Consider the following 17,292-nt stretch of genomic DNA (forward strand, 5'->3'; position numbering starts at 1 on the left):
GCCATGATTGTTGGCATTGGCGTAGACGTCGTAGACATCGAAAGGTTCGGCCGGCAGTTGGAGCGGACGCCCGGTCTCCGGGACCGCTTGTTCGTTCCTGCCGAACGGGAACTCAACACCCGGTCCCTGGCGGCGCGTTTCGCGGCCAAGGAAGCTGTTGCCAAGGTGCTGGGCGCTCCGGCAGGGATGAACTGGCAGGATTGCTGGATCGGGCTCGATGAGAATGGACCCACCGTCCAGGTCAAGGGAACGGTGCTTGCCGTTGCCGAGGCCAAGGGCGTCAAGCGCTGGCACTTGTCCATGAGCCACGACGGCGGCATAGCTACGGCTACTGTCCTCGCCGAGGGCTAAAGGGACTTCACAAGCAATGATCAGCGCCTTCACCGGACAACAGATCAGGGATGCGGAAAAACCGCTCCTGGACTCCGGTGAGGGCGCTGTTCTTATGCGACGGGCCGCCTACGGGTTGGCCCACGTTGTGGCTCGCGAGGTCAAAAACAAGCGGAAGCTTGCAGGGGCGAGTGTTGCAGTGCTGGTTGGGAAGGGCAATAACGGTGGCGACGGCATGTTCGCTGCAGCTTTCCTTGCCCGCCGCGGTGTCCGAACGACGGCGGTACTCGCCGCCGCTGAAGTACACCCGGAGGCGCTGGCTGCTTTAGTCGCCGTCGGCGGAACTGTTGTGGCGTTGGAGGCCGCTAACGCGGAAGAGCTAGCCGTCCTGTGCGCGGGCCATGACGTCATTATTGATGCCCTGCTCGGGACCGGTGCGCGCGGTGGGCTGCGGGACGCCTCTGCCGAACTGGTGGCTTCGCTTCAAGAGTTGCGTCCACGGTTGGTAGTGGCCTGCGACCTTCCCAGTGGACTGGACGCCAACACCGGCGAAGTGCATTGGCCGGTGCTTGGTGCGGACGTGACCGTGACGTTTGGCGGTATCAAGGCCGGGCTGATGACTGACCCGGGTGAAGGGTGTGCCGGGCGCGTGGAGCTGATCCCCATCGGCATTGAGAATTCTTTGGAATGCTACCGCCCTGAGCTTCGACGCCTCACTGCCTCGGACCTTGGATCCTTGCTGCCCCATCCTGGCCGGCGCGCCCACAAATATTCGCGGGGCGTGTTGGGCGTAGTCGCCGGTTCCGCGCGCTTTGCCGGAGCTGCTGTCCTGAGTGTCCACGCTGCCGCCCTCTCGGGGGCGGGAATGGTGCGCTACAACGGGCCCCGGGAAGCGGCGCAGCTGGTGCTCGCGCGAACCCCGGAAGCCCTTTGGGAGACCGACAACCCCGGCCGCGTCCAAGCGTGGCTGCTGGGATCCGGGGTGGACGGCGAGGAGCAGCTGCAACGGGCAAGGGACGCCGGTGCGTCGGCCCTCACCAACGATTTGCCCGTGGTTGTAGATGCCGGAGCTTTGAGCCTCCTGCCGGAACGCTGCCCGGCCCACTGGATCCTGACACCTCACGCCGGAGAGCTGGCTGCGTTGTTGAACTCGCTTCCTTCGACTGGCGAAATAGAGGTATCCCGCGACGACGTCGAATCCCGTACCCTGCATTATGTGCGGCAGGCCGCCCAACGAACCGGCGCCACAGTGCTCCTGAAGGGTGCCTCCACACTGGTGGCGTCGCCGTCGGGCGTTGTTTTCAGTCAATCCGAAGGCACCGCGTGGATGGCAACCGCGGGCAGCGGCGATGTCTTGGCGGGCGTGCTGGGAGCCTTGCTGGCACAGTCTGCGGAGATGGTACGGCACGACGACGGCGCATATGCCGCGTTGGGCTTGGATCCCGCCGACCGCTGGGCTGCTCTGGCAGCCGTTGCTGCCAGCGTCCACGGGCGAGCCGGAGCCCTTGCATCCGCTCATTTTGACGAAGGTCCCATTACAGCCTCGGCCGTCATGAATGCGGTTCCGCGCGTCATTGGTTCGCTCAACGCGGAATACGACCGAACAATACCCTAAGGTTGCTGTCGGTGTCTGGGGGCTTGAGTAGGCTTGCAACAGTTGTTCGCATCATCAAGAGGAGAACGCATGGAAGTCTGGCCTGGATCGGCTTATCCGCTAGGTGCCACGTTTGACGGCACCGGCACCAACTTCGCGCTGTTTAGCGAGAGGGCCGAAAAAGTGGAATTGTGTCTCTTCGACGACGACGGCGGGGAAGTCCGCGTAGAAGTTACCGAAGTAGATGGTTACGTTTGGCACTGTTATCTGCCGCAGGTCCAACCGGGGCAAAAGTACGGCTACAGGGTGCACGGTCCCTACGACCCCGACGCCGGCCAACGCTTCAACCCCAATAAGCTGCTGCTGGATCCTTACGCGAAGGCCATCCACCGGCAGATTGACTGGGACCCGTCCCTGTTCTCATACAACATGGGTGACCCGGATTCGCGAAATGATGAGGACTCTGCGCCGCACATGATGCTGGGCGTTGTCATCAACCCCTTCTTTGACTGGGACGGCGACAAACTCCTGCGCATTCCGTATCACAAGTCCGTGATCTACGAGGCACACGTCAAGGGCCTTACCCAGATGCACCCCGAGGTGCCCGAAGAGCAGCGCGGCACCTACGCCGGCGTCGCGCATCCGGCGGTTATTTCCCACCTGCAGAAGCTGGGCATCACGGCGATCGAACTCATGCCGGTGCACCAGTTCGTCAACGACGGCATTCTGCAGGACAAGGGCCTGAACAACTACTGGGGCTATAACACCATCGGGTTCTTCGCACCCCACAACAGCTACAGCTCCAAGGGAGACACCGGACAGCAGGTCCAGGACTTCAAAGCCATGGTGCGGGCGCTGCATACGGCTGGCATCGAGGTCATCCTCGATGTCGTGTACAACCACACAGCCGAGGGAAACCACCTCGGACCCACACTGTCCTTCAAGGGCATCGACAACTCCGCGTACTACCGCCTGGTGGAAGACGACCAGAAGTACTACATGGATTACACCGGCACGGGCAACTCGCTTAACGTCCGCAGCCCCCACTCCCTCCAACTGCTCATGGACTCCCTGCGCTACTGGGTGACCGAGATGCACGTGGACGGATTCCGATTCGACCTCGCCTCAACGCTGGCACGTGAGTTCTACGACGTGGACAAACTCTCCACCTTCTTCGAACTCATCCAGCAGGACCCGGTAGTCTCCCAGGTGAAGCTCATCGCTGAGCCGTGGGACGTTGGGCCCGGTGGGTACCAAGTGGGCAACTTCCCGCCTCAGTGGACAGAATGGAACGGCCAATACCGCGACACGGTCCGTGACTTCTGGCGCGGCGAACCTTCCACCCTTGGCGAGTTCGCTTCACGTCTGACCGGATCGGCGGACCTCTACGAGCACTCTGGCCGTCGACCCGTGGCGTCCATTAACTTCGTCACCGCGCACGATGGCTTCACGCTGGCCGACCTTGTGTCCTACAACGAGAAACACAATGAGGCCAACGGCGAAGACAACAACGACGGCGAGTCCCACAACCGTTCCTGGAACTGCGGCGCAGAAGGACCCACGGACGATCCCACCGTCCTTGGCCTCAGGGCCCGCCAGCAGCGTAACTTCATTGCCTCGCTGTTCCTGTCCCAGGGCGTCCCCATGCTGCTGCACGGCGACGAGCTGGGCAGGACGCAAAACGGCAACAACAACGGTTACTGCCAGGATTCCGAACTCACCTGGATCAACTGGGAGAACGTGGACCAGCCGCTGATCGAGTTCACTGCCGCGGTCAGCGCGCTCCGTGCCAAACACCCCAGCCTGCGCCGCAGCCGCTTCTTCGATGGCCGTCCCGTGCTTCGTGGTGAAGGCGAACGGCTCCCGGACATCGTATGGCTCGATGCCGACGCCAGCACCATGTCTCCGTCCGACTGGGACGAAGCTTTGGGGCGCTCCGTTGGTGTGTTCCTCAACGGCGATGGCATCCACGGCCTGGACACCCAGGGCCGACGCATTACGGACGTCAACTTCCTCTTGTACTTCAACGCGGACCAGGACGAGGTAGGCTTCCGGATTCCTTCCGACGAGTACGCGCCGGCCTGGGACGTCATGATCGACACCGCCGGGGAAGGCGCCGAAGCGGGCGTGGTCAAGCCGGACCAGATCCTGATGGTAGGCGGCAAGTCGCTGGTGGTACTCCGTGCCCACAGCACCCCGGAAATTGAACCCGATCACTCGGTGGCAGCTTCCCTCGCAGCTTTGACGCAAACGAGCACTCCGGAGACGGCATCCATTACCGCCCCGGCAGTGACGTCCTTGCCTTTCGATTACAAAGGCTCAGCCCCGGAGGACGACGAAAAGGCAGATGAAACGAAGGAGCCTGGATCATGAGGACGCCTGTCTCCACGTATCGACTCCAGATCCGGCCGAGCTTCACCCTGCAGGATGCGGCGGAGCTCACCGGATACCTGCAATCCCTGGGAATTGATTGGGTCTATGTTTCACCCATCCTGACAGCGGAAAAGGGTTCCGATCACGGCTATGACGTGACCGATCCCTCCACCGTCGACCCCTCCCGCGGAGGCTCCGAAGGACTAGCCGCGTTGTCCCGTGCTGCCAAAGACAAAGGCCTGGGCGTTCTTGCCGACATCGTCCCCAATCACATGGGTGTCGCTTCGCCGAAGCAAAACGCCTGGTGGTGGCAGCTGCTCAAGGAAGGCCAGGGTTCAAAGTACGCCGAGGCTTTCGACGTCGACTGGGACTTTGGCGGGGGGAAGATCCGCATCCCGGTCCTGGGAAGTGATGACGACCTTGATGAACTGAAAATCGTGGACGACGAACTGCGTTACTACGATCACAGTTTCCCCTTGGCAGAGGGGACGTACACGGCCGGGGACAACCCGCGTGAGGTCCACGAACGGCAGCACTACGAGTTGGTTGGCTGGCGCCGCGCCGACGCCGATCTGAACTACCGCCGCTTCTTCGCAGTGAACACCTTGGCCGGCTTACGAGTCGAAGTTCCATGGGTCTTTGACGAGTCCCACGCAGAGATCGTCCGCTGGTTCCGTGAAGGACTGGTGGACGGGCTGAGGATCGACCACCCCGATGGTCTGGCCGACCCCGAGGGCTACCTCGCAAGGTTGCGCGAAGCTACTGGTGGCTCCTACCTTCTGGTGGAGAAGATCCTGGAACCGGGGGAGCAATTGCCGGATACCTTCGAGTGCGAAGGGACCACGGGATACGACGCCTTGGCCGACGTCGACCGCCTTTTCGTGGATCCGGCGGCAGAGGAATACCTGAACTCCCTCGATGCCCGACTCCGGAATGCAGATGCTCCCGCGCACTACCACTCCATGATCCATGCGACCAAGCGCCGGATCGCCGACGGCATCCTGAGATCGGAAGTCCTAAGGCTGGCCCGCCTTGTGCCTGACTCCTTGGAGCTGCCGTTCGCGAAGGTAGCCGATGCCTTGGCTGAAGTCATCTGCTGTTTCCCCATCTACAGGACGTATCTGCCCTATGGTGGGAAAACGCTGATCGAGTCCGTGGAGAACGCCGCCAAGCAGCGCCCTGACCTGGCCGCTGTCCTTAGCGGGCTTCAGCCGCTCTTGCTGGATAAGTCCAGCCTGCTGGCCCGGCGTTTCCAACAGACGTCCGGCATGGTGATGGCCAAGGGTGTGGAGGACACCGCATTTTTCCGGTACACCCGTCTAGGGTCACTGACGGAAGTGGGTGCGGATCCCACGGAGTTCTCCATTCCCGGCAATGTCTTCCACGAACGCATGGCCCGGAGGCAGCAGCTCTTGCCGCTGTCCATGACAACGCTGAGCACCCACGACACCAAACGGAGCGAGGATGCGAGGGCCAGGATCTCGGTGATCTCCGAGGCCGTACCGGAATGGGAGCTCTTCCTCGGAATCGTCCATGAGCTCGCGCCCATCCCCGATGGGCCCCTCTCGGCCTTGGTCTGGCAATCCATCGCAGGCGCGTGGCCGGCAGATCGCCAACGGTTGCAGTCCTACGCCTTGAAAGCGGCACGGGAAGCCGGCAATTCCACCAACTGGACCGATCCCAACCAGGATTTCGAACGCCAGTTGGCGGCCGCCGTCGACGCCGTCTTCGATGTTCCGGAGGTTGCAGCCGCCCTGACGAACTTCGTCAACGAGCTCGAACCGTATGGAACATCCAACTCGTTGTCCGCCAAGTTGATCCAGCTGACCATGCCCGGCGTTCCGGACGTCTACCAAGGCACTGAATTCAGGGACGGTTCGCTGACCGACCCCGACAACCGGCGTCCCGTGGACTTCAAGGCTCGGATCGCAGCCCTGGAAGAGTTGGACGGCGGCGCCAAGCCCGCATTCACCGATGAAGCCGCCAAACTGCTGGTGACCTCGCGTGCCCTGAGGCTACGGCGCGACAGGCCGGAACTGTTCGCCGGCTACCTCCCGGTGGCTGCCCAAGGCGCCGCTGCGGGACACGTGGTGGCCTTCGACCGGGGAGCCGAACATCGTGGAGCTCTCACCGTTGCCACCCGCCTGCCCAAGCGGCTGGCCAGTGAAGGCGGCTGGCGGGACACGGCCATTGAATTGACGGTGGCCTGCCGGGACGAACTCACCGGGGTCAGCTACGGGGCAGGCGCCGTCCCTCTGGCCACCTTGCTGGAGCATTACCCGGTGGCTTTGTTGGTCCCTACGGACTGATTTCCGGACGGTGCGATCACCGAATAGCGGTGATCGCACCGTCAACACCGTCATTGCAAAGCACGCTTGAAACACGTACAGGGGAGCATGATGCTGGAGCACGCTGCTGGAAAGAATCTTTACGACGTCTGGGCTCCGAATGCGGATTCGGTTCAGTTGCTCGCCGGAGGCCACGAGTACTCCATGGAGAGGCATCACGACGGCGCCGCAGCCGGTTGGTGGCGGGCGCCTGCTGACGCAGTGGCCCAGGATGGCGACGACGTGCGGTACGGCTACATCGTGGACGGCGAGGGACCGTTTCCCGATCCGCGCTCGCGGAGGCAGCCGGACGGGGTCCATGGTCTGTCAGCGACCTTCGATCCTTCCGCCCATGAGTGGAAGGACAGCGAATGGAAAGGCCGGAGCCTCAAGGGTTCGGTCATCTATGAGCTACACCTCGGCACCTTCACCGCGGAAGGCACGCTGGATGCCGCAGCCGAGAAACTGAAGTATTTGGTGGACCTTGGCGTCGACTTCGTAGAGCTACTCCCGGTCAACGGATTCAATGGTGTTCACAACTGGGGTTATGACGGCGTCCTTTGGTACGCCGTGCACCAGCCGTATGGTGGCCCCGCCGCCTACCAACGCTTTGTGGATGCAGCGCATGCCGCGGGCTTGGGCGTTATTCAGGACGTCGTCTACAACCACCTCGGTCCAAGCGGCAACTACCTGCCCAAGTTCGGCCCCTACCTGAAATCGGGGGAGGGCAACACCTGGGGTGACTCCGTGAACCTTGACGGCCCCGGCTCGGACGATGTTCGTCGATACATCCTGGAGAACGCAGAGATGTGGCTTCGGGATTACCACGTGGACGGACTCCGCCTCGATGCCGTGCACGCGTTGCGTGATGAGCGTGCCGTGCACATCCTTGAGGAATTCGGCGCGCTGGGAGACGAGGTGGAGGCAGCCACCGGAATCCCCAGGACGCTGATTGCGGAATCGGATTTGAACAACCCGCGGCTCATCTACCCGCGGCAAGACAACGGCTACGGCTTGGAAGGCCAGTGGAGCGACGACTTCCATCACGCCGTCCACGTCAACCTCAGCGGGGAAACCACCGGCTACTACGCGGACTTTGACTCGCTCGCAGTGTTGGCCAAGGTCCTGGAACATGGATTCCTCCACGACGGCAGCTACTCCAGCTTCCGGGGCAGGCACCACGGCCGCCCGATCCGCCGCGATATGGCCCACCCTTCCGCGCTTGTGGTCTGCCTGCAGAACCACGACCAAATCGGGAACAGGGCCACCGGGGACCGCCTCACTGCGTCGTTGTCGTACGGAAAGCTGGCCATCGGTGCTGTGCTGACCATGACATCCCCCTTCACGCCCATGCTGTTCATGGGTGAGGAATTTGCTGCCTCCACTCCATGGCAGTTCTTCACCTCCCACCCGGAACCTGAGCTCGGCAAAGCTACAGCAGAAGGGCGAATCAAGGAATTCGAACGTATGGGATGGGACCCGGCGGTTGTTCCTGACCCGCAGGATCCTCAGACGTTCCAGCGCTCCAAACTCAAGTGGGACGAAGCCGGCGAAGGTGAGCACGCACGCTTGCTGCAGCTGTACAAGGATTTGGCACAGCTGCGCCGCAACACTCCGGAATTGGTGGACGGCGGCTTCGGCGAGACACACGTTGAGTTTGACGACGACGAGCACTGGCTCCAGTTCTCCCGCGGCCCCATCCGGGTAGTCTGCAACTTCGGGGACGAAGCACTGGGCACGCCATTGAATGGCTCCGTGTTGCTGGCTACCGACGACGAAGCAGCCCTGAACGACGGGACGCTGACCCTTCCCGGCGGTAGCGCCGCCGTCGTGCGCGTCCAGTAAGCCACAGAGATTGAGGTGACGGCGCCCACATAGCGGACGGCGCCGTCACCACTGTTTCTGCAGTGGCAGGATGGTACGTATGACTTATTCGGCCGCGGAAAACCGCTACGAAACCATGCCCTACCGCCGCGTCGGACGCAGCGGACTCAAACTCCCCGCCATCTCGTTGGGCCTCTGGCACAACTTCGGCGATGACAAACGGTTCGACGAACAACGCGCCATCCTGCGCCGTGCGTTCGATCTCGGTGTCAACCACTTTGACCTCGCCAACAACTACGGTCCGCCGGATGGCTCGGCAGAGACAAACTTCGGCCGTCACCTCAAGGACGACTTCAAGCCGTACCGTGACGAACTGGTCATCTCCACCAAAGCCGGTTACTACATGTGGCCCGGCCCGTACGGCGAGTGGGGATCCCGCAAATACCTGATCTCCAGCCTGGACCAGTCGCTGGAGCGCATGGGCCTGGATTACGTGGACATCTTCTACAGCCACCGCCCCGATCCTGAAACTCCATTGGAAGAAACCATGGGCGCTTTGGACTATGCAGTCCGGTCCGGCAAGGCACTGTACGCGGGAATCTCTTCCTACACGCCGGAACAGACGATCGAAGCCGCCCGGATCCTCAAGGAACTCGGCACTCCTCTTCTCATACACCAGCCCAGCTACTCCATGCTGAACCGGTGGACGGAGAACGGCTCACCCAACCTGTACGAGGCCTTGGACCAGGTGGGCGCCGGTTCCATCGCCTTCTCGCCGCTGGCGCAGGGCATGCTCACCAACCGGTACCTCAACGGTGTGCCCGCCGATTCGCGGGCCGCCAAAGAACGGTTCCTGTCCGAATCTGCACTCACTGAAGACAAACTCGACCGCGTGCGGGGCTTGAACGCCATAGCCGAAGGGCGTGGGCAGACCCTTGCCCAGATGGCCATCGCGTGGATCCTGCGTGATCAGCCCAAGGGTTCGCCGGTGACCTCAGCCCTGATTGGTGCTTCCAGCGTTGCCCAGCTTGAGGACACGCTCAGCGCGATCAACAACCTGGGGTTCACCAGCGAAGAGCTCACGGCCATTGACGAATTTGCTGTGGAATCGGACATCAACCTTTGGGCTCAGAAGTAGCCTTCAACAACTGACATAAACAGCGGAGGCCGGGAGGGAACAAAACCGGCTTCCGCTGTGTTGGTTACAATGCAAGTGTGCGCCGAATGGCGCCGTGCCACTCAGTCGTGCCCTGGACTCAGTCAGGGATGCGCCTGGCACCTGAGGTTAGTTCTCAAAAAGGAGTTCCGTGTCTTCACATCCGATTCGTGTTGCCATTGTCGGCGTAGGCAACTGCGCCGCATCGCTGGTCCAAGGTGTTCAGTACTATCGCGACGCTGACCCCAAGGCCACGATCCCGGGTCTGATGCACGTCGAGTTCGGCCAGTACCACGTCAACGACGTTCACTTCGTTGCTGCTTTCGATGTCGATAGCAAGAAGGTTGGGCTCGACCTCGCTGACGCCATCGGTGCCAGCGAAAACAACACCATCAAGATCGCCGACGTTCCCGCAACAGGCGTGACTGTCCAGCGCGGTCACACCCTCGATGGTCTGGGCAAGTACTACCGCGAGACGATCGTGGAGGCTCCGGAAGAAGCTGTAGACATCGTTGCCGCGCTCCGCGAAGCCAAAGCAGACGTTATGGTCTGCTACCTGCCCGTCGGTTCGGACCAAGCCGCCAAGTTCTACGCCCAGTGCGCCATCGACGCAGGCGTGGCCTTTGTCAACGCGTTGCCCGTTTTCATCGCCGGGACCAAGGAGTGGGCTGACAAGTTCACCGAAGCCGGCGTCCCGATTGTGGGCGACGACATCAAGAGCCAGATCGGTGCCACCATCACCCACCGTGTCATGGCCAAGCTGTTCGAAGACCGCGGCGTCACCCTGGACCGCACGTACCAGCTGAACGTTGGCGGCAACATGGACTTCAAGAACATGCTTGAGCGCGATCGCCTCGAGTCCAAGAAGATCTCCAAGACCCAGGCCGTCACCTCCAACGTTGAGGCTGAGCTGCACGCCGACGACGTCCACATCGGACCGTCCGACTACGTTGCCTGGCTCGATGACCGCAAGTGGGCCTTCGTCCGCCTTGAAGGCCGTAACTTCGGAGACGCCCCTGTTTCGCTCGAATACAAGCTCGAAGTGTGGGACTCCCCGAACTCTGCCGGTGTGATCATTGACGCCATCCGCGCTGCGAAGATCGGCCTGGACCGCGGAATCGGCGGCCCGCTGCTCTCCGCATCCAGCTACTTCATGAAGTCGCCGCCGGAGCAGTTCAACGACGACATCGCCCGCGACAAGGTTGAAGCCTTCATCCGCGGCGACATCGAACGCTAAACACCCCGCCTTACCAAGCGCCAAACCGCGCGACGCCAAACGCCCTCGTCTTCCGATACGGGGGCGTTTGCCGTACCCAACGCTCTATCAGATCCCTGCCCTCTGGGCGCAACGCTCTATCAGATCCTTGGCCTCTGAGCGCAACGCTCTATCCCTTTCCTCAAGGAAGTGAGAGACGGTTGGGGTGTAGGGCTTGGGATGTGAGAGAGGGTTAGAAGAGGCCGGTAGGGTTGCCGTCGGCATCCACATCCATGCGCATGGCGGCCGGTTCCTTGGGAAGGCCGGGCATGGTCATCACCGCACCGGTCAGCGCAACGATGAATCCAGCACCGGTCTTGGGAATCAGATCGCGAACGTGCACGCGGAATCCTTTGGGCGCACCCAGCCGGGACGCATCGTCGGTGAAGGAGTATTGTGTCTTGGCCATACACACGGGGAGCTCTGACCAGCCGTTCTTCTCGATCTCGGCGAGACGTTTGATTGCCGGAACGGAGAATTCCACACCGTCGGCCCCGTAGATCTCCTGCGCGATCGTCCGGATCTTGTCCTCAACACTGAGTTCCAGCGGGTAGAGGTGGTGGAAGTCGGTTGGCACATCCAGTGCGGCTGCCACCTTGGCGGCGAGCTCATCACCACCGTCGCCTCCGCCCCCGCGCCCCCAAACATCGGCAACCGCCGCCTGCACGCCTTCTGCAGCACACCAGGCAAGGAGCCACTGAAGTTCCTCAGGACTGTCCGTTGCAAATTTGTTGATGGACACAACAGGGGATAGGCCGAACTTCGCCACGTTGCCCACGTGCCTTTTCAAGTTCTCCACACCGGCTGCCACGGCGTCGACATTTGGCTCGCTGAGATTTTCCTTGGCAACGCCGCCCTGCATCTTGAGCGCGCGGATGGTTGCCACCACCACGACGGCGGATGGCGCCACGTCGGCGATGCGCGCCTTGATGTCCATGTATTTCTCGGCGCCAAGGTCCGCGCCGAAGCCGGCCTCAGTGACCACGACGTCGGCGAGCTGCATTGCGGTGCGGGTGGCGATCAACGAATTGCACCCGTGGGCAATGTTCGCGAAGGGACCGCCATGGACCAACGCGGGAGTCCCTGCGATGGTTTGGACGAGGTTGGGCTTGACGGCGTCTTTCAAGAGCATGGTGAGGGCACCTTCGACGCCGAGGTCCGAAACCGTGACTGGCGTGCGGTCGTAGGTGTACCCGAAGGTGATGCGTCCCAGCCGGTCCCGAAGATCGTCGAGATCTGAGGCGAGGCAGAAGACTGCCATGATTTCCGAGGCCACGGTGATATCGAAGCCGTCTTGCCTGGGCACTCCCTGCATGGGGCCGCCGAGTCCGATGATGACTTCCCGCAGGGCGCGGTCGTTCATGTCCAGCACGCGTTTGAACGTCATGCGGCGCGGGTCGATGCCGAGGTGGTTGCCTTGGAAAATGTGGTTATCCACTAAGGCCATGAGGGCGTTGTTTGCCGATGTGATGGCGTGGAAGTCGCCCGTGAAATGCAGGTTGATGTCATCCATGGGCAACACCTGGGAGTACCCACCGCCCGTGGCTCCACCTTTCATGCCCAGAATCGGACCGAGAGAGGGCTCACGCAGGGCGATCATCACGTTGTGGCCTGCGCGGGCCAGGGAATCCGCGAGTCCCACTGTGGTGGTCGACTTTCCTTCGCCGGCAGGAGTGGGGGACATGGCGGAGACGAGCACTACCTTGCCGGGGGTCTTTCCCTGAGGCAGGCCCAGTTTGGCCGTGTTGATCTTGGCCTTGTAGGGCCCGTACAGCTCAAGTGCATCCACGGGAATGCCGGCGCGTTCGGCCACCTCTTCAATGGAAAGCATGGTGGCGTGGTGGGCAATCTCAAGATCACTCATGACCTTGTTTTCAGACATCTTTGTCCTTCGGTTCTGCCCGCAGCGGGGATGCTGCTGCCGGGGGTTTACGCTGTGCGCGACAATCTATCAGCCCCGGTGCAGATACCGGCGGAGACTCAGCGCCGCGGGACCAAGAGTCCGCCCACAGCCTCACGGTAGCTTTCCAACGTGATGGCGGCGGTGCGTTGCCATCCGAAGGACTCGGCGTAGGTGGCAGCGAGCCGGCCCATGTCCTCGCGGGTCTGGACGTCGTCGTAAAGATCTTCGAGGGCGTCTGCCCAATCGGAAGGATCGTGTCCGTTTACCAGGATGCCCGTTCGCCCGTCGGAGATGGCGCGGGAGAGACCACCAACATTGGTGGCCACCACAGGTGTACCGCACGCCTGTGCTTCCAACGCCACCAAACCGAAGGACTCGCTGAAGGAGGGCATCACCACCACATCTGCTGACCGGAACCAGCTGGCCAGCTCCGGTGCCACAACAGGCGGCCGGTGAGTAACGACGTCGGAGAGTCCAGCGTCTTCAATGATGTGCTGGAGGTTGAAGTCCTTCGCCCCGCTCAGAGAGCCCAGTATGGTCATTTCCAAATCAATGTCCGGTCGGCGTTTTCGGAGTATGCCGGCCGCCTTGACGAATACCTGGGGACCTTTGAGCCGCTGGATCCTGCCGGCAAAGAGGATGTGGAAGCTGTCCGGCCTGACGCCCCGCAATGAACGCGATTTTCGCCGGAACGAGGGCGTGAACACCTTGAGGTCCACTCCCGGCGGGGCTACATCTATCCGGTCAGGATCCGCCCCGTAGTGTGAAACCAATTCCTCCGCTTCGGCAGGAGTATTGGCAACCAGCCTCGAAGCGCCGTCCACAATGCGTTGCTCTCCGTCTTCCCGGCGCCGCGGCTCAGGCCGTTCACCGGACTCCAGGACAAGATTTTTGACCTTGGCCATGGTGTGCATGGTGTGGATGAGGGGGACGCCCCAGAGTTCTGAGAGCTCGAGCCCTGCCACGCCTGAAACCCAGTAGTGGGAGTGGATGGCGTCGTAGCGGCCGTGGAGCTGTTGGTGGCGGATTTTGTCGATTTCCTCGACCATGTGGTGCAGAAGTGCCGGCAGTTCTTCCTTGGGCAGTTTGCGGCGTGGTCCTGCCATGACGTTGTGTACGCAGACGCCGGGGCCAGGGTGCTCGACGGCGGGCTGGCCGGCTTTGGTGGATCGCGTGAAGATTTCCACCTCCACCCCGGACTCCGCAAGTGCCATGGCCAAGGCGCGCACGTAAACGTTCATTCCGCCGGCATCTCCGGCGCCGGGCTGCTCCATGGGGGAGGTATGGAGGGACAGAAAGGCCACACGACGGATCAACGGCATCCGGGACCTCCTCACGATCACAGCAAATTCAACTTTGCGCTTCAGAAAACATTACTCCTGCCGTTGAGTCCTCAGCCGGGCAAGCTCCGCTATGTGCACAAGACTGCTAGCGTGGCCGCTGTGAGCCAAGAACAATCCTTTGACATCCGTAAAGCAACACCTGAGGACTGGCCCGGAATGTGGTCGATCCTGCAGCCGGTGATCCGCGAGGGCGAGACCTTCACATGGGATCGCGACACCACAGAAGAGGTGGCCAGGAGCAAATGGGTGAAGGAAGCTCCCGGCCAGACCTTCGTTGCTGTGCGCCAAGGCAGCGGCGAGATCCTGGGAACAGGGGAGTTCCACGCCAATCAAGCCGGTGGTGGAAGCCATGTTGCCAACGCCGGATACATGGTGGGGGCCAACAACTCGGGTCAAGGTATTGCCAGGGCCCTGTGCGCCTACTCACTGAGCGACGCGAAAGCGGCAGGCTTCCGTTCCATGCAGTACAACGCCGTGGTGGAGAGCAACGTGCGTGCCGTGTGGTTGTGGCAGTCCATGGGTTTCAAGATTCTGGCTACGGTGCCTGAAGCCTTCAACCACCCTGAAATCGGCTACGTGGGCTTGCACGTGATGTACCGAAAACTTTAGGCCCACAGCTGGGTTAATTCAGGAAAAGCGGCCTCGTATCCGTCAAGCAGTTGCCGGCCCAGGGCGAGCGAACCTACCAGGGGATGTGCCGCAAAGGCTTCCACAGCTGCCTCGCGCTCGCCGGACACCACTGCGCGGATTGTCAGCCGCTCCACCTCCTTGATGTGCTGCATCAGGGTGAGGAACTGCCCGTCCGGCCGGTCCTGGGCCAGCGGCAACGCGCCGTCGGGCGTTACCTCGCAGGGAACCTCGACGACGGCGTCCCCAGGCAGTCCGGGCACCGCCGCCTCGGCAGCGGGCCCAGTGGCGGACACCGGCGAGTTGGGCACATTGAGGATCAACTGCGCCGTACCTCCGCCGGACAGCGCACGCATTACCGAAAGCGCTACACGTTCGTATCCGCCTCCTGCGAGATCGGACTCGTCCCGCTGTTCCCCGTGGGTCCTCGCTTCTGCCAGGTAACCTTCCTCCCGGGAGCGCCGGGCGTCATCCCAGAGCCGGTATGGCTGTGAAGCATGGAGAAGCGACGGGTACAGCAACTGTTGCTGGCCGTGGATGGAGGCCCCGCGGGTTTGCTGTTGCTGTCCAATGGCCTGGGTGGCCTGCGACGTTTGGTAGTAGTAATAAAGGTATTCGTTGGGCAGGCAGTTAAGGAGAAGGAGGGTGTGCTGCCCGAACAAGCGGCCCTCCTCCATGGTTTCAAGTGCACCGTGATCAGACAGCAGATCCGGTAAGAGGTCCCGTCCAGCGGGTGCCAGCCGGTAAAGCCAGCCGAGGTGGTTCAGCCCGAAGTAGCCCACGCCGTCGAGGTGCCCTTCAGCAAGGGGGGCCCCGGCGGCGCGGGCAGCACGCTGGACCAATCCTCCGGCGGAATCGCAGATGCCGATCACCCGGTTACCCAAAACCGGCACCAAAGCCTCGGTAACCATGCCGGCCGGATTGGTGAAGTTGATGAGCCACGCATCGGGGCAATACTCCCGCATGGCCTCAGCGAGTTCCAGCATCCGGGGGATGGAGCGCAGCGCATAGGAGATGCCGCCGGCGCCGGTGGTCTCCTGGCCCAGCAACCCCAACCTCAGGGGAATCTGTTCGTCCGCGATCCTCCCCGCGGTACCACCGGGTCTGATCGCCGCGAACACCATGTCCGTGCCGGTGAGTGCCTGCCCAAGATCCGTGGAAACAACGACGACGGGCCCGGAACCGCCCGTGGGCATGTCGCGAAGCACCGCCTCAATGGCAGCGAGCCGTAATTCATCCACGTCAAAGAGAACAAGCTCGTCCACCAAACCTGCGAAAGGTCCCTCACACAAAGCCCGGTACACGAGGGGAACCCGGAATCCGCCGCCACCGGCGATCATGAGCCGCATGGTCCGAGTCTATGCAGGCATGCAAGTCTATGCAGCCCAGCACGTGCAGCGTAGTCTGCCGTGCATGGACGCTATGCCCCAGCGACGATACGACCCCTTGGCTACCGTCCGGTCGGACGGGGACCACCAATGCGATCTCCTCCTGACAGGAACGGTTTTCCAGGACATCATTTTCACCGGCCTTCCGCACGCACCCGAACCCGGCACGGAGGTGTGGAGCGAAGGAATGGGCAGCTGCCCCGGGGGCGTAGCCAACCAGGCCATTGCTGCCGCACGGCTTGGCTTGCGCACCAACCTCGCGGCAACCTTCGGAGACGACGGATACGGCGATTACAACTGGCAGATCCTGGAAAGCCAGGAACACGTTGACCTCTCGCTCTCGCAGCGGGTTTCGGGCTGGCACTCACCCGTGACGGTATCCATGTGCGTGAATCAGGACCGGTCCATGGTGACACACGGCCACCCCGCCCCGATCAGTTCCTCGGAATTGATCGGAAAACCACCCAAGGCACTCGCCGCCGTCGCAGATTTAGGCGAGGAACTGGAGCCGTGGATGCTGGCCGCGAAGGATGCCGGCACCAAGCTCTTTGGCGTGGTGGGCTGGGATCCTACGGGGAAGTGGTCCGAGCGTCGCCTGGACCAGCTGGCTAACTTCTACGCCTTCTTGCCTAATGCCCCTGAAGCGATGGCGTTCACCGGCAAAACCGACCCGTGGGCGGCCTTGTATTCGCTGGCTGACCGCGTCCCAGTGGCAGTGGTAACCCTCGGCCCCCAAGGCGCCGTGGCAGTGGACTCGGAGACGGGGGAAGAGGAATGGGTGCCGTCCCTGCCCGTATCAGCCTCAGATCCCACCGGCGCCGGGGACTGTTTCGGGGCGGCCTTCATTGTGGGGTGCCTGGCAGGGTGGAGGCTGGGGGACCGGCTCCGGTTCGCGAACCTTTGCGCTTCCCTGGCGGTCCAGGAAGTGGGAGGCTCGCTGGCCGCACCGGGGTGGGGCGACATCGCCGACTGGTGGCAACGGGCAAACGCACGGAAAGAGCGCCAGTCGAGTCAATGGTTGCGGCGCTTCGCCTTTCTGGAACCGATCGTGAAGGACATCCCGGCAGAAGCGCAACGACGAGCCCGGGCCACCATCGCGCACTTGTCTGACGCTCAGTAGCCCCTGATGGAGCCCCGCAGTTAACCCGAGTTCACTGACAGCACTAGAATCT

Annotated in this window: 12 protein-coding genes; 9 read left to right on the top strand and 3 right to left on the bottom strand. The window is 62.2% G+C overall.

Annotation, left to right across the window (positions count from 1 at the left end):
• The first annotated feature begins 3 nt into the window (after nt 1-3).
• From MOD31_RS06535 to MOD31_RS06565, 7 genes are all read left to right on the top strand, one after another.
• On the top strand, nt 4-351 hold the full coding sequence (locus tag MOD31_RS06535) for a holo-ACP synthase (RefSeq protein WP_011775548.1): 348 nt from the start codon (nt 4-6) through the stop codon (nt 349-351).
• Nucleotides 352-367: 16 nt separating this feature from the next.
• Nucleotides 368-1,945: an NAD(P)H-hydrate dehydratase gene (locus MOD31_RS06540; protein ID WP_250820140.1), complete on the top strand. Its 1,578-nt coding sequence runs from the start codon at nt 368-370 to the stop codon at nt 1,943-1,945.
• Nucleotides 1,946-2,014: 69 nt separating this feature from the next.
• Nucleotides 2,015-4,297 (top strand): glycogen debranching protein GlgX, encoded by a 2,283-nt coding sequence (gene glgX, locus MOD31_RS06545; RefSeq protein ID WP_250820141.1) that lies wholly within the window; start codon nt 2,015-2,017, stop codon nt 4,295-4,297.
• On the top strand, nt 4,294-6,606 hold the full coding sequence (gene treY, locus MOD31_RS06550; RefSeq protein WP_250820142.1) for a malto-oligosyltrehalose synthase: 2,313 nt from the start codon (nt 4,294-4,296) through the stop codon (nt 6,604-6,606). Before glgX ends, treY begins: the two co-directional genes overlap by 4 nt.
• A gap of 90 nt (nt 6,607-6,696) precedes the next feature.
• Complete coding sequence (treZ, locus tag MOD31_RS06555) at nt 6,697-8,469, top strand: malto-oligosyltrehalose trehalohydrolase (protein WP_142938646.1); 1,773 nt, start codon at nt 6,697-6,699, stop codon at nt 8,467-8,469.
• Nucleotides 8,470-8,548: 79 nt separating this feature from the next.
• A complete protein-coding gene (gene mgrA, locus MOD31_RS06560; RefSeq protein WP_223940627.1) occupies nt 8,549-9,586 on the top strand; it encodes an L-glyceraldehyde 3-phosphate reductase in 1,038 nt (345 codons plus the stop codon).
• 169 nt (nt 9,587-9,755) lie between these two features.
• Nucleotides 9,756-10,841 (top strand): inositol-3-phosphate synthase, encoded by a 1,086-nt coding sequence (locus MOD31_RS06565; RefSeq protein ID WP_090817844.1) that lies wholly within the window; start codon nt 9,756-9,758, stop codon nt 10,839-10,841.
• Between the two features lie 211 nt (nt 10,842-11,052).
• Here the strand turns inward: MOD31_RS06565 and MOD31_RS06570 are convergent, their stop codons facing one another.
• The gene (locus MOD31_RS06570; RefSeq protein WP_250820143.1) at nt 11,053-12,741 is read right to left on the bottom strand and encodes a formate--tetrahydrofolate ligase; all 1,689 of its coding nucleotides are present in this window, start codon (nt 12,739-12,741) and stop codon (nt 11,053-11,055) included.
• Between the two features lie 98 nt (nt 12,742-12,839).
• Nucleotides 12,840-14,084 carry a D-inositol-3-phosphate glycosyltransferase gene (gene mshA, locus MOD31_RS06575; RefSeq protein ID WP_142938400.1) on the bottom strand — a complete coding sequence of 415 codons (1,245 nt, stop codon included), beginning with the start codon at nt 14,082-14,084 and terminating at the stop codon, nt 12,840-12,842.
• 120 nt (nt 14,085-14,204) lie between these two features.
• Between mshA and MOD31_RS06580 the strand changes: the two genes are divergently transcribed.
• Nucleotides 14,205-14,714, top strand: a complete 510-nt coding sequence (locus MOD31_RS06580) for an N-acetyltransferase family protein (RefSeq protein ID WP_374206978.1) — start codon at nt 14,205-14,207, stop codon at nt 14,712-14,714.
• Here the strand turns inward: MOD31_RS06580 and MOD31_RS06585 are convergent.
• On the bottom strand, nt 14,711-16,081 hold the full coding sequence (locus MOD31_RS06585; RefSeq protein ID WP_250820145.1) for a 6-phospho-beta-glucosidase: 1,371 nt from the start codon (nt 16,079-16,081) through the stop codon (nt 14,711-14,713). The two genes, MOD31_RS06580 and MOD31_RS06585, sit on opposite strands and share 4 nt — an antisense overlap.
• A 64-nt stretch (nt 16,082-16,145) precedes the next feature.
• On the opposite strand from MOD31_RS06585, the gene MOD31_RS06590 reads away from it, so the two are divergent.
• Entirely contained in the window at nt 16,146-17,240 is a 1,095-nt protein-coding gene (locus MOD31_RS06590) for a carbohydrate kinase family protein (protein ID WP_374206979.1), read from the top strand.
• The last annotated feature ends 52 nt before the right edge of the window (nt 17,241-17,292 follow it).

The organism is Paenarthrobacter sp. TYUT067 (assembly GCF_023656375.1).
Classification (GTDB): Bacteria; Actinomycetota; Actinomycetes; order Actinomycetales; family Micrococcaceae; genus Arthrobacter.